The sequence below is a fragment of the Mesorhizobium sp. Arg314 genome (genome assembly GCF_053714275.1).
Genome location: NZ_JBSKBP010000008.1, coordinates 230,182 through 243,584, shown reverse-complemented (window position 1 = coordinate 243,584; position 13,403 = coordinate 230,182). Strand labels below are relative to the sequence as shown.

Genomic DNA, 13,403 nt, shown 5'->3' with positions numbered 1-13,403 from the left:
AAGCGAACAAAACAGAATCAAAGCCACGAGTCGGCCGGACCAAAAACGTTTTTCAGCATCCTGTTAAAGCGCGTCGCCTGAATCCGGTTCAGCGCGGCGCGCTTTAGAGCGGTTCACCGTTTTACGGAAACTGCAAACCGCTGGCACACATTAAGATCAAGGACACGCGGTTCCCGACAGGTGGTGCGGCACGAGGCTCCACTGCTCTACCCAGTCAGGCACCGGAGATGGATCAGTGCTCGCGCCACCGATCCGTTTCCTCACTCGGAACGTAGGACTGACAGTCCGGTTGCGGCGGAGCGGCCATTGCGGGTTTACGCGCCGGGGGCGTTTGTGGCACCGCTCGGGCGTTTTCTTACTCTCCAGGTAAAGACCGATGTGGCGGCATAGTTCCAAACGGCGCCAAGCAGGATACCGGCCAGACCTGCCGACCACCATCTATAGTGGCTGTTCGCGAACAGGTAGTTTGCGATGCCCACGTTTGCGAAGGCGCCCACCGAGCATACGAGCAAGAAGCTGACCAAGCCAAAGGTCACCTCCTTGAGGCCCCGGAGGCGTCTATCGCGATAGGTTAGCGTGTTGTTCACAAAGAAATTGAACACCATCGCAGTGAATGTCGCGGCACCTTGAGCGACGACAAAATCGGCAAGGCCAGTGGCGAGAAGCATCGACAACACCACCATATGAACGAAGACGCCAAGGCCGCCTATCAGGGAAAAAGATATGAAGCGCGCCGGAACGACGTGACCGACCAGTTTGTCGACCAGCAACATCAGGTATTCCCATACAACCAAAGCATCCAGCTTGCTCTCGCCGGCCTGCCTCGTCCGAAACTGGTAAGCGACCTCTTGGATTCTCAACGGAGATTTCGAGGAAGCGCAGATATCCAACAGGACTTTGTAGCCTTGGCCGGATAAATCCCTGACCGAATTATCGAAAGCCGATCTCGTAATGGCGAAGAAGCCGCTCATCGGGTCACTGAGATCGCTTTTGGCAACGGTCTTAGCTAGCCACGTTGCAAAGGCGCTGATTTGCGCGCGGCGTTGGTCCCAAGTACCCAGCCCGCCGCCTTCGATATACCTTGAACCAACCACAAGGTCAGCGGCGTTGGTTTCGAGGTGGGTAAGCATTTCCGGTATAATATTCTCGTCGTGTTGGAGGTCGGCATCGATTACGACCATGAATGGAGCGGTGGTGCTGAGCATGCCTTCAGTGACGGCAGTAGACAGCCCACGCCGGCCGATGCGATGAATGAGCCGAATTCCGGGGACAGCGGCAGCCAATTTTGCAACTTCAGTTCTCGTTCCGTCAGAGGAATCGTCGTCGACAAAAACGATCTCATGGTCTCTGCCTCTGAGCGCAATCCCAATAGCCGCCGCGATCTTGGAAACATTCGCAACTTCATTGAATGTCGGAATGATTACCGAAACTGATGGGGCAAAGTGCGACTTCGCATTCTGATTGTCTGCGGCATCGATTTTCAAAATCAACCCCTGGTCATTCGAGTCTGGAACCGTAGTGCCTGATGGACACTCCGGCGCAATCGGTTGCACGACAAGAGCCGTGGCTTTCCTCGAGTCGTGTTTCGTTAGAGGGAGGCGTTTGCGACACCGTCAAATAAAGGCTCACCAATGCAGTAGGGGGTCCGCTTCCACGGCCGTCAACTTTCCGGCGTCGATGAGTTTGGTGATGGCATCGGGAGGAAGATTGCCGGTGAGAATCTGTTGGCGCGTATAGAAGGGATCAACGACGAAAGGTTTTCCCGCCCGGTAATTGGCGAGCGTGCTGGAACAGGTCGTGTCGCCGGGGGTGCTTTTGAGGCGGGCGACTGTTGTGGACATGGCGGCCTCGCGCGCGATTATTTCCGAGTGAAAGTCGGGATCTATCAATAATTTCGCCGGCTCCAGGCGTGCGGATGCCATCAGGCGGAGGCAAATGGCGAGCAGAAACATGAATTGCAGCTTCTCCGGTGACCAGCGCCGGGCGAGCGACAAAACCGGCGCGTGCGCGAAAGCGAGGCCGGTGGCAATGGACACGCCGAAGACCAGTTCGAATTGCGCGTTGTAGGCCACGCCATCGCCTGTTTTTTGAACAAAGAACATCACGAGGCCAAGCGTGTTCAACAGATTGCAGAACCGGATATTGGGATCGGCCCTTCGCGTAATACCGACGTAAACCCAGGCGGCAAGGCCAACGACGATCCATTGCAGATGCCCGACGGCGCCGATGGCATGTTTTAACATATAGGCGCGCGGCGACCTCAAGTTGCTGAAAAAGTCGGGGCCGAAGGCGAGGTAACAAAGGGCAAATCCCAATACGATGGCGAACGCCGCCAGGAGCGCCGTTTTCACCATCTGTCGCGGCCGGTTGATGCCCAGCCAGATCATCGCCGTCAGCGGCATCACCACGATGTTGTGCTTGATGAACCCCGCGCCCACCATCAGAAGAATGGGCAGGCCATAGCCGTGATCTCGTGACCTGGCCCGCAGGAAGGCAACGAAGCCAACTGTCATGACCGCCTGCGCCAGCAAATGAGGGTCATCCATCCCGACATAGCTGGTAAAAAAGCGGCACATGGTGGCGCCAAAAAACAGCGCGCCGATGCCTGCGGAGGTCGTGTCGCCGCCCAGCAGGCGGACCGCGCGGAAAACGCCCCAGGCAATCACCAGCACCGCTGCGAGCGACAGCAACCGCCCGGCCAAAACGGGGTCGCCGATCAATCGTCCCAGACTGCCGACGATATAAAAGGAAAGCGGCGGATAATTATTGGCGATCAACTGATGGGCGGAAGGATAGAGCGGCATCCGCCCCATCGCCGCCTCGGCATAATAGGCATTCCACCCCTCATTGGTATCGATCTCGATATTTAAAAACGCCCGATAGACCGGCCACAAGGCCGCCAGGGCGGTCAGCAGGGCGAGGCTGCCGATCATGATGGACACGCGGCGGGTCAGGGACTTTCCATCGGCCTGGCTCAAGGTTGAATTCATTTGGTACCAGGTCTGAAACCTATTTTGCGGATGGAGTAGGTGAATCCGCCATCGCCTTCGCGCTTGGGCGGACAGGATCCGCCTGCGTTAGAAGTACCGGACGGCAGAGGAAATCGAACCCCCGTGTTCACTATGCAACTGTAAAATCCTTCCCGGCAACGCAAATTACTGAGGGATGGGTTTGTTTTCCGATGACGAACTGGCGGGCCAGGAGAAATCGAGGACCCGAAGCTCTGCCTGGGAAGTTTGACCCTGGGACGGGCGATGCCGCACCACGCACGGTCGGGTTTTCTGCGCTTCCGGGCTTTGCCGGCCGAAGCACTCATCAGCGGCGCGGCAGCTAAATGAAGGCTACGGCCGCCGCAGGCTGGTACTCGCGTACCCTAAATGCGCTCCGGTCCAATTCTTGAAACCCGCCATTTTCGCCGAGGCCCGATCCAAATCTCAACCCTTGGCCGGTGAGGGACGGGTGGATTTTCCACAATTCCCAAGCTTCATTGACAAGCCGCAATGAAGTGTCTAGAAGCCCGCCCGCATGAGCGGGGCGGTAATGCCCGCTTGCGAATGGGTCCGTCAGACACGGCCATGGACGGCCAGAAGGCGACTTGTGATCAACCGGAAAGTTCGGGTCTAAAATCGGCGCGCATGCCGCTGCAAAGCTTGTGCGCGCGCACCACGGGTATAAACTCGGGATCAGTTTGAAGCCTGAGCAAGGAAGGTCAGTTTTCAGATGAATCTACGCATTTCGGGAAAGCACATGGACATCGGCGATGCGTTCCGCACGCGCATCAACGACCGGGTCGGCGAGGCGATCGAGAAATATTTCGATCGGGGTTTTTCAGGACATGTCACGGTCATCAAATCGGGGTCGCGTTTCTCCGCCGACTGCATGGTCCGGCTCGATTCCGGCGCTTCTCTGCAGGCGACCGGCGACGCCCAGGACCCGACGCTTGCCTTCGAGGCGGCCGCCGATCGCCTGGAAACGCGGCTGCGGCGCTACAAGCGCCGGCTGAAGTCGCGCAATACCGGCAATGGCGAAGAGCCGACCGACATCGCCTACACCGTCATGGCTCCTCTCACCGACGACGAGGAAGATATTCCGGACGACTTCGCTCCGGTCATCGTCGCCGAATCAAGCATGACGCTGCGGACCATGTCGGTAGCGTCGGCCGTCATTGAGCTCGATACCAGCGACAGCCCGGTTTTCGTTTTCCGCAATGCCGGAAACGACCATCTCAACATCGTCTACCGCCGGCCGGATGGCAATATCGGCTGGATCGATCCGTCGACGACCAAAGTCGCGCAGGGATAAAAAGCCAGCCGCGCGAGGGGGCGACGACTGGCGCGGCAGGCGAGCAAGGGATTTTTCAAGCATGGATCTCAGTGATCTCATCAGCGTCTCGGCGATCATGCCGGCGTTGAAGGCGAATTCCAAAAAGCAGCTTCTGCAATTGCTCTCGGAGAGGGCGGCGGCGATTTCGGGGATTCCGGAACGAGAGGTGTTCGATACCATCCTGCAGCGCGAGCGGCTGGGCTCGACCGGCGTCGGCAACGGCATCGCCATTCCGCATGGCAAGCTCGCCGGCGTGAAGCGGATCGCGGGCGTCTTCGCCCGGCTGGAAACGCCGGTCGATTTCGAGGCGCTGGACGACCAGCCAGTCGATCTGGTGTTTTTGCTGCTTGCGCCGGAAGGTGCGGGCGCCGACCATCTCAAGGCACTGTCGCGCATCGCGCGCGTGCTGCGCGATGCCGACACGGTAGCCAAAATCAGGGGGACGCGCGACGCGGTGGCGATCCACGCGCTGCTGTCGGACACGCAGGCCTCGCACGCAGCCTGAAGTTTTTGGATTAAATTTTCCAAGGGCCGCCCGGGCGGCCCTTTCGATTCCGGACGTCGCGGTCCCAGTCCTGTTAGACCACGATCTTGCCCGAAAACCGGATTCCACTTTTCGGGATCATGGTTTAGTGGATCGCGACCGTGGTCAGATCGTTTTCCAGCGCACCTGCCAGCGCCCGGTCACGGGCATCGGAAAGCAGGATCGGCTGGCCGTTGGCGGCAAACAGCGCCCACAGTTCCATGCCGGGTGCGATCTCCTCGAGGCCGGGGAAGCGGCCGCGCAGGTCATCGCTCGACACCTTCCTCAGATAAGCGACCGAACCTTCGCCGAGATGGGCGAGTTCGCCGCTGGTCATGGTGATCATTTCTTCAGTTCTGGTCATTTCAAGCCTCCTTGGCGCGAGGACGCCAGGATTGGCCGCCTCGCATAGAGCCATCGGCGAAGGTCAGTCTTTCACCGAAATGTTTATTTTCCGTACCAGCCGCTCGGACTCCGGCCGGTCGAGATCGATCGACAGCAGGCCGTTCTTCAGTTCCGCCGCGATCACCCGCATGCCGTCTGCCAGCACGAAACAGCGCTGGAACTGGCGCGCGGCGATGCCGCGGTGCAGGAATTCGCGCTCGGTATCGTCGGTCTGACGGCCGCGCACGATCAGCTGGTTTTCCTCCGTGGTGACATCGAGGTCGCTTTCGGCGAAGCCCGCCACGGCCAGCGTGATACGCAACGTCTCGGCATTGCCGTCAGAAGCGTTCAGGCGCTCGATGTTGTAGGGAGGATAGCTGTCGCCCGATTTCGCCAGACGCTCGAGCGTCTTTTCCATGGCATCGAAACCCAGAAGAAGGGGGCTGGAGAAGGGCGTCATTCGACTCATTGTTACACTGTCCTCTGAAGAGCGACACAAACTGGAAAAACCCGGATGGCATTTTTCCCGATGGTCTTGATATGGTCCGCCGCGCGATCAAGTTCAAGCCACTGAAATCAGGATGGCGTTTCGTTGAACCGCCATCCTGGTTCAGCTCTTCGTTGGAGCATGATCTTGTCCGAAAACCGGGTCCCACTTTTCGGGATCATGCTCTAAACCCCGCCCAAAAAGACTCCCAAAAGGAATTGAAATGCCCCAATCCAGAAAGATCATCATCGACACCGACCCCGGCCAGGACGATGCCGTCGCCATATTGCTGGCGCTCGGCAGTTCCGAGCTGGAGATCGTCGGTATAACAGCGGTTGCAGGCAACGTGCCGCTGAAGCTGACCCAGAACAATGCCCGCAAGATCTGCGAACTGGCCGGCAGGCCCGACGTCAAGGTCTATGCCGGCGCCATCCGCCCGTTGGCGCGCCAACTCGTCACCGCCGAGGAAGTGCATGGCAAGACCGGCCTGAACGGCCCGCAACTGCCTGAGCCGACCATGAAGCTGCAGGAACAATACGCCGTCGATTTCATCGTCGAGACGCTGATGCGCGAGGAAAGCGGCACGATCACGCTCTGCCCGCTCGGACCGCTCACCAACATCGCGCTGGCGCTGATCCGCGAGCCCAGCATCGCGCCGCGCATCAAGGAAATCGTTTTGATGGGCGGCGGCTTCTTCGAAGGCGGCAATGTCACGCCGGCCGCTGAATTCAACATCTATGTCGACCCGCAGGCCGCCGATCTGGTGTTCAAATCGGGCATTCCGATCGTGATGATGCCGCTCGACGTCACCCACAAGGCGCTGACCACGTCCAAGCGCATCCAGGCTTTCCGCCAGCTCGGCACCAAGGTCGGCACCGCGACCGCCGAGATGCTGGAATTCTTCGAACGTTACGACGAGGAAAAATACGGCACCGATGGCGGGCCGCTGCACGATCCATGCGTGATCGCCTATCTCATCAAGCCGGAGCTGTTCAAGGGCCGCCGCTGCAATGTCAGCGTCGAAACCGCGTCGGAGCTCACCATGGGCATGACGGTGATCGACTGGTGGGGCGTCACCAAGCGGGAGAAGAACGCCACGGTGATGCGCGACATCGACCATGACGGCTTCTTCGCGCTGCTGGTGGAGCGGCTGGGGCGGCTGTAGCGCCTCTTTTTGCCTTCTCCCCTTGTGGGAGAAGGTGGCCTCGCGAAGCGAGGTCGGATGAGGGGTGTTCCAGGTAATGCCAACGCCTCACTTCGCTGGAACACCCCTCATCCGTCTCGGCGCTGCGCGCCGATCCACCTTCTCCCACAGGGGGAGAAGGGGAAGGCTGCTCACTTCGCCTTCGAGAACGCCAGCCACAACCCGCCGCCGACCAGGAAGCTGCCGCTGATGCGCGACATCAGCCTGACGCGGCTGGCCGACAGCAGCCGGCCGGCGCGGCCCGCGGCGAGCGCGTAGGTCGAGTCCGACATGGCGGCGAAGATCATCGCGGTCAGGCCCATGACCACGATCTGCAGCGTGTAATTGCCCTGCGGCGCGATGAACTGCGGGAAGAAGGCGCCGAAGAACACCAGCGTCTTCGGATTTGAGATCGCCACCAGAAAACCCTGCAGGAAGAAGCCGCCGCGCGGCTTTCTCGCCGATCCGTCGGGGTTCAGAGTGCCTTTGGCGCGGAACATCTGCACGCCCATCCAGATCAGGTAGGCGGCGCCGATCAGCCGCACCCATTCGAACCAGTGGCCCATGCCGGCGATCAGCGTGTTAAGGCCGATGCCGACGATGGCGATCATGATGGCGAGCCCGGCCTGGGTGCCGGCGACGTTGGCTAAGCCCGCGCGCGAGCCGTGGCGGATGCTGTTGGCGATGATCAGCGTCACCGTCGGACCGGGCACCAGGATGATGACGATGCAGGCGACGACATAGGTTGCGTAAAGTTCCAGCGACATGGTCTTTCCTCGAACGGGACAGAGGCGGCGGTGGCTGCCGGATCAATGCACGGCTTCGCTGCCGGCGCAAGCCGTCCTGCCTTGCCAACCGAGGTGGCTCAGGCCGCTCCCGCCGACCAGGGCAGCGTCGCCTCATAGGCGGCGCCGGCTTTGAGCACGGCGAGGTCGCCGCGCGGGCGGCCGATCAACTGGATGCCCATGGGCCGGCCCTTGTCGTCGAAGCCGGCCGGCACGTTGAGCGCCGGGCAGCCGCCGAGCGTGGCAAAGGCCGAGACCTGCATCCAGCGGTGGTAGCTGTCCATGGTCCGCCCGGCGACCTCGCGCGGCCAATGGGTCGAGACGTCGAACGGAAAGACCTGAGCGCTGGGCAGGGCGATCAGGTCGAAGCGTTCGAACAGTGAAAGCAGCGAGCGGTGCCACGAGCTGCGCCGGACCGTTGCGGCGTGGACTTGCGGCGCGGTGAGACGCATCGCCTGCTCTACTTCCCAGACAGCCTCAGGCTTCAGAAGCCTGCGTTTTGCCGGATCGTCGTAATGCGCCTTCAGCCCGCAGCCGCTGCTCGACTGGCGCAAGGTGACAAAAGCCTGCCACAGCGCCTCGAAGTCGACATCCGGGACCAGCGCTTCACTGTGGAACGACGCGTTGGCGAAGCGGGCAAGGGCAGCCTCGCAAAGGTCGAGGACGCCCGGTTCCGTCGGCAGATGCCCGCCGAGGTCGCCCAGCCAGGCGACGCGGCCGCCGGACGTCTTCGCCCGCAAGCCGTCGAGGAACGAGCCCTCTCTGGTATGCGACAGCGGCGCTTGCGGATGATAGCCGGCCTGTTCATCGAGCAGCAGCGCGATGTCGCGCACGCTGCGGCCCATCGGGCCCTCGACGCCCATCTGGGAATGGAAGACCTCGAAAGCCGGGCCGGCGGGCACGAGACCCTGCGAGGGACGGAAACCGTAGACGTTGTTATAGGCGGCCGGATTGCGCAGCGAACCGCCGAAGTCGCTGCCGTCGGCGACCGGCACCATGTCGAGGGCCAGCGCCACAGCGGCGCCGCCGCTCGAGCCGCCGGCGGTCAGCACCGGGTCGAAGGCGTTGAGCGTCGGCCCGAAGACCGGATTGTAAGTGTTGGAGCCCAAGCCGAATTCCGGAACATTGGTCTTGCCGATGATGATGGCGCCGGCCTCGCGGATGCGCTCGACGAAGAATTCGTCCTCGTCGGGAATGAAATCGGCGAAGATCGGCGAGCCGAACGTGGTTCTGAGCCCCTTGGTCAAAGCGAGGTCCTTGATGGCAATGGGCAGGCCGAACAGCGATCCGGCCTCGCCGCCCCGGGCCAGACGGGCATCGGCCCTGTCGGCTTCCGCCAGGATGTCGGCGCGCTCGCGAAGCGAGACGATGGCGTTTACCAGCGGGTTCACCGCCTCGATGCGGCCGAGGAAGGCGCTCACCACCTCGCGCGCCGACAGATGGCGCTGCCTGATGTTGTCGGCGAGCTCGACAGCGGAGAGGCGGCAGATATCGCCCACCGGCGGCACGGCATGTTTTGTGACGGGGCGCATGGCGGCTACCGTGCCGCCGCCAAGGCAGCGTCGACATCCTTTGCCAGCGGGATAGCCGGCTGTGCGCCGGGCTTCAGGCAGGCGAGCGAGCCGGCCACGGCGGCGCGGGTAAGCGCTTCCTGGAGCGGCAGGCCGGATGACAGGCCGGCGCCGAAATAGCCGCAGAACGTGTCGCCGGCGCCGACGGTGTCGACCGGGGTGATCTTCAGCGCCGGAATGGCGAGGAAATCGTCCGGCGTGGCGGCCAGCACACCGTCGCCGCCCAGCGTGACGACGATCGCGCGGCCTGTCTTTAGGGCATAGTCGCGCATGCGGGCAGGGCGGTCGCGCCCGGAAAGCGCCAGGGCCTCGCCATAGAGGTCGAACTCGGTTTCGTTGGCGACGGCATAGTCGGCCTTGCCAAGGAAGCCGGCGGCTTCAGAACGGAAGGGCGCGGTGTTGAGCACGCTGACGGCGCCTGCCGCGCGCGCCGCGTCAAGCGTGGCCTCGACCGTCTGCAGCGGGATCTCATGCTGCAGAAGCACGACATCACCTTTCTTGAGGTAGGCCTTGGCAACATCGCCCGGCACGACCGAGTCGTTGGCGCCCGGCACGACGGCGATGACGTTTTCGCCGTCGGCGCCGACCAGGATCAAGGCCGTGCCGGTGGAGGCGAAGCTCTGGCCGACACCGGAGAGGTCGACATTGCCGGCCTTGAGCAGGGCGAGCGCCTCGGCGGCAAAACTATCCTTGCCGACCGCGCCCACCATGCGCACTTGCGCGCCGGCGCGCGCCGCGGCCAAAGCCTGGTTGGCGCCCTTGCCGCCGGGCGCGGTGGCGAAGCTGGAGCCGCGCACCGTCTCCCCGGGTTCCGGCAAGCGGTCGACATTGGCGATGAGGTCGAGGTTGATCGAACCGACAACGATAATCAAAAAAGTGCCTCCCGCTGAAGCGGGTCGGCCTGTGCTGAAAGGCGGACCTGCTCCAAGAATCTGCTTTTGCGCAATTCCAGGCGAAATACGTGAAGCGCTTTTCGTGGAATTGCAGGCTGGGCGCGAAGCTAGCCGCAAAGCCCGCCGGTTGCCAGATCATGTCGGTTGCGCGAGCCTTTGGGCCACAGCATCATTCGCAGCGGACCGTGACCATGCCCTGATAATTGCCGGCCGGGAAGATGCCGGGCGACTTCGTGGCGGTGAGATCGACCTGGATGGTATGGGTGCCGTTGGTCACCCGCTGCGGCGAACTGCCTGGAATATCCAGCCCCGAGCCGTCGAGCCGGAAGACGGTGGCGAAGGTGACATTGGTGTCGCCGCCGCTTGGAGCCGACGTGAAGGCGATCGGCGCCGGCGCGGAAACGCTGTAGCAGTCCAAGAGGTTGAGGATCGTGCACAGAAGCGAGCTGGCGGTGATGGTGGCGCCGGCGCTCGACCCGCCCGCCTGCTTGGAGCCGAAGATGTTGATAGAGGGGTTCGATTTCATCGTTCCCGAGGCACCGATCATGATCGTGCAGGTGCCGACGATCGCCGACTGCGCCGGGAGACAGAGGCCGGCAAGCGCTGCTATCGTGAGCAGCGCGCGGCTATTTCCGCTTCTTTTTCTTTTCATTGCCGGTCGTGCCTCTGATGCTCCAGCCTTCATTGGCCCAGCCTGCCGATGTCGCCGAGCGAGTCGCTGGAGCCGCGGAAGCCGTGGCAGCGGTGCTCGTTGTGCTCCCCGTTGTCTGACCATCGGCGCCAAGGCCCATTTTCAGGAGCTTCAATTCAAGCTGCAGGCGCTCGACTTCCAATTCATAGAGGCGGCTGCAATCGACGCGTTTCGGCGTCCGCCCGATCGGGATCACCACGCGGCCGTATGTGGCGATGTCGCTATTGGTCTGGTTGCTGCTGTTGTTACCCCGGATGATACCGAGGTCGAGATAGGCGCCGCTGCCGGAGACGGCTGAGCGGCAGGTCGTGCCGTCGCTGGCATGAACCTCGTCCTGGCCCTGAGGCAGGCTGACGCCGGGCAGACTGAAACCGGTCTGGTTCTGGTTCAGGTTCAGGATGTCCTCGGCAAGCCCCTGACTTACGAAAGCCAAGGCGGGCAGCAGGGACAAGGTCAGAACCTGCGATGCCCGAAAAACTTTCCGCATATCTGTGCCCTTATCTGCGTCTGCTCGCTTGGAAAGGGGATACTCTCGGTACAGATACGCACTTTACGCTCGTTCGCGCCGTCGAACGGGACGACCACCAGAACCGGACGCGATGCCTGGCCGGCCAGAAGGAAGGCGCTAGGCGTGATCTTGGCGTCGACCGGCTGGAAATCCTGGTCATAGACATGAACCTCGACACGTATGCGCTGGTTATACGGGTTGCCTGGGAAGACACGCACGGCGAAGGCATCCGCGAAGGACCGCACCTCGCCCCGCATCGGCGTCATCGACTGGCCAGTCGCGGCGATGGGAGACAGCACGGCGGTCAAGCCCACCGCCAGAATTGCAATCGTTCTCAAGGACCGCTCCTTTCGCGACAAGACTATTCGCAGCGCAGCGTCACCGTTGCCTGGTAGTTGCCGGCGGAGAAGCGGTTTGTGCCGCTCTTGGTGCCAGCAAGATTGACGGCGACCGTCGATGTGCCCGGCACCGTCAGCGCGGTCGCAGCGCCGGTTTCGGCAATCGTCTGGGCGCCGGAAGTGGCGAAGGTGGGGGTCCATGTCGTCGCCGTAGTGTCCGAGGCCGGCACGGTCGTCGTGGTTACCGGGTCCACGCTGAGCGAGACGCCGCCCGTGGTATCGACCTGAGCGCTGCCGGCTGAGCCGCCGGCATTATGCGAGCTCAGCGACTGAAGATTGCTGCTGACGGTCATCGTGCCGTTGGAGTTGATCGTGACCGTGCAGGTCGCGGTGATCGTACCGTTGAACAGCACATTTCCGGTGGTGGCTGCCGATGCTGTCTGGCCGGCGCAGGCGGCCAGCAGGCTCGCAGCCATGACGGCGCGAAGGAATTTCATCGAGACCCCTCTTTCGAGCCGGATGGTACGGCTCAACATAGGGTCATCTTCCCTTTATCGTGGTTAATTTAGCGTTAAATGGAATAATAATGGAAAGCAACTTCAAAGAAAACCGGCTATAACCAGAGGTTGTCGCCGGTTGTATTTTGTCAATAATTTAATCAGCTTATTTGAACTGTACCGATTTATATTTCGATACACGGTTTTTCGCAATGGGGTGCCAAAAAATCGATGTTTCAGGACACCTGCCCCGCTTCCCAACCGAGGATTGCGCGCTTGCGCGTCAGGCCCCAGTGATAGCCGGTGAGCGCGCCGGATTTGCCCAGCGCGCGATGGCAGGGCACCACGAACGACATCGGGTTGGCGCCCACAGCGGCGCCCACGGCCCGGCTGGCGCTCGGCGCGCCGATGCTTGCCGCGATCGAGGAATAGGTGCAGGCCCTGCCCATCGGGATGCGCAGCAAGGCTTCCCAGACGCGAAGCTGAAAATCGGTGCCGATCATCACCACGCGCAGCGGCTGGTCGGCGCGCCAATGCGTCGGGTCGAAAACGCGCGCGGCGTAAGACTGGGTGGCGGACATGTCCTCGACGTAAGTCGCGTTCGGCCAGCGGCCGGACATGTCGGCGAAGGTAGCCCGCTCCCCGCCGGCGTCACAGAAGGCCAGGCCGGCGAGACCCCGGTCGGTGACCATGATCAGCGCGATGCCAAAAGGCGAGATGTGAAAGCCATAGCGGATGGTGAGACCCGCGCCCCGGGTCTTGTAGTCGCCAGGCGACATCGCCTCATGGGTGACGAACAGGTCGTGCAGCCGGCCGGGGCCGGACATGCCGAGCTCGAACGAGGTCTCGAGGAGCGGCATGCCGGAATCGAGCAGCCTGCGCGCATGATCGAGCGTCACCGCCTGCAGGAAGGCCTTGGGCGACAGGCCGGCCCAGCGGGTGAAGAGTTTCTGCAGGCCGGTCGGCGTCTCGCCGACTTCCTCGGCCAAGACCTCTAGCGAGGGCTGGTCGCGATAGTCGAGGCTGATCTTCTCGATGGCGCGGCGCACGATCTCGTAGTCGCTGCCTTCGGGGGTGATGTCGTTCTGAAGGATCGCTGACGGTTTCATGCGGGTATTCATGGTCATCTGGGCGTTCATGGCAATATCTCCTTGACCGCGAATATCGTTCTTCCAGAGCTTTGCAACCACCCGAAACTTGCCTTCCTGCCGCCCATACCC

At 62.0% G+C, this 13,403-nt stretch carries 15 protein-coding genes; 3 read left to right on the top strand and 12 right to left on the bottom strand.

Annotated elements, in window-relative coordinates; all coding sequences use genetic code 11:
• Positions 1–314 precede the first annotated feature (314 nt).
• Complete coding sequence (locus ACWGS9_RS11700) at positions 315–1,484, bottom strand: glycosyltransferase (RefSeq protein WP_454505386.1); 1,170 nt, start codon at positions 1,482–1,484, stop codon at positions 315–317.
• A gap of 141 nt (positions 1,485–1,625) precedes the next feature.
• Complete coding sequence (locus ACWGS9_RS11695) at positions 1,626–2,978, bottom strand: ArnT family glycosyltransferase (RefSeq protein WP_454505385.1); 1,353 nt, start codon at positions 2,976–2,978, stop codon at positions 1,626–1,628.
• A 742-nt stretch (positions 2,979–3,720) separates the two neighbouring features.
• Here ACWGS9_RS11695 and hpf point away from each other — a divergent pair.
• On the top strand, positions 3,721–4,302 hold the full coding sequence (gene hpf, locus ACWGS9_RS11690; RefSeq protein WP_454505384.1) for a ribosome hibernation-promoting factor, HPF/YfiA family: 582 nt from the start codon (positions 3,721–3,723) through the stop codon (positions 4,300–4,302).
• 61 nt (positions 4,303–4,363) lie between these two features.
• Positions 4,364–4,828: a PTS IIA-like nitrogen regulatory protein PtsN gene (ptsN, locus tag ACWGS9_RS11685; RefSeq protein ID WP_027165361.1), complete on the top strand. Its 465-nt coding sequence runs from the start codon at positions 4,364–4,366 to the stop codon at positions 4,826–4,828.
• Between the two features lie 124 nt (positions 4,829–4,952).
• Here the strand turns inward: ptsN and ACWGS9_RS11680 are convergent, their stop codons facing one another.
• A complete protein-coding gene (locus ACWGS9_RS11680; RefSeq protein ID WP_320215449.1) occupies positions 4,953–5,210 on the bottom strand; it encodes a BQ00720 family protein in 258 nt (85 codons plus the stop codon).
• A gap of 63 nt (positions 5,211–5,273) precedes the next feature.
• On the bottom strand, positions 5,274–5,699 hold the full coding sequence (locus ACWGS9_RS11675) for an Hsp20 family protein (protein ID WP_454505383.1): 426 nt from the start codon (positions 5,697–5,699) through the stop codon (positions 5,274–5,276).
• A gap of 241 nt (positions 5,700–5,940) precedes the next feature.
• Between ACWGS9_RS11675 and ACWGS9_RS11670 the strand changes: the two genes are divergently transcribed.
• Entirely contained in the window at positions 5,941–6,882 is a 942-nt protein-coding gene (locus tag ACWGS9_RS11670; RefSeq protein ID WP_454505382.1) for a nucleoside hydrolase, read from the top strand.
• 170 nt (positions 6,883–7,052) lie between these two features.
• Here the strand turns inward: ACWGS9_RS11670 and ACWGS9_RS11665 are convergent, their stop codons facing one another.
• From ACWGS9_RS11665 to ACWGS9_RS11630, 8 genes are all read right to left on the bottom strand, one after another.
• On the bottom strand, positions 7,053–7,667 hold the full coding sequence (locus tag ACWGS9_RS11665; RefSeq protein ID WP_112096583.1) for a LysE family translocator: 615 nt from the start codon (positions 7,665–7,667) through the stop codon (positions 7,053–7,055).
• Positions 7,668–7,765: 98 nt separating this feature from the next.
• A complete protein-coding gene (locus tag ACWGS9_RS11660) occupies positions 7,766–9,217 on the bottom strand; it encodes an amidase (RefSeq protein ID WP_454505381.1) in 1,452 nt (483 codons plus the stop codon).
• Positions 9,218–9,222: 5 nt separating this feature from the next.
• Positions 9,223–10,128, bottom strand: a complete 906-nt coding sequence (locus tag ACWGS9_RS11655) for a ribokinase (protein WP_454505380.1) — start codon at positions 10,126–10,128, stop codon at positions 9,223–9,225.
• Between the two features lie 190 nt (positions 10,129–10,318).
• The gene (locus ACWGS9_RS11650) at positions 10,319–10,801 is read right to left on the bottom strand and encodes a hypothetical protein (protein ID WP_454505379.1); all 483 of its coding nucleotides are present in this window, start codon (positions 10,799–10,801) and stop codon (positions 10,319–10,321) included.
• A complete protein-coding gene (locus tag ACWGS9_RS11645) occupies positions 10,776–11,327 on the bottom strand; it encodes a hypothetical protein (protein ID WP_454505378.1) in 552 nt (183 codons plus the stop codon). The genes ACWGS9_RS11650 and ACWGS9_RS11645 overlap by 26 nt, the downstream gene beginning before the upstream one ends.
• The gene (locus tag ACWGS9_RS11640; RefSeq protein ID WP_454505377.1) at positions 11,294–11,686 is read right to left on the bottom strand and encodes a hypothetical protein; all 393 of its coding nucleotides are present in this window, start codon (positions 11,684–11,686) and stop codon (positions 11,294–11,296) included. Before ACWGS9_RS11640 ends, ACWGS9_RS11645 begins: the two co-directional genes overlap by 34 nt.
• Before the next feature lie 23 nt (positions 11,687–11,709).
• Positions 11,710–12,183: a hypothetical protein gene (locus ACWGS9_RS11635; RefSeq protein ID WP_454505376.1), complete on the bottom strand. Its 474-nt coding sequence runs from the start codon at positions 12,181–12,183 to the stop codon at positions 11,710–11,712.
• A gap of 236 nt (positions 12,184–12,419) precedes the next feature.
• Entirely contained in the window at positions 12,420–13,322 is a 903-nt protein-coding gene (locus ACWGS9_RS11630; RefSeq protein ID WP_454505375.1) for a methylated-DNA--[protein]-cysteine S-methyltransferase, read from the bottom strand.
• Positions 13,323–13,403 lie beyond the last annotated feature (81 nt).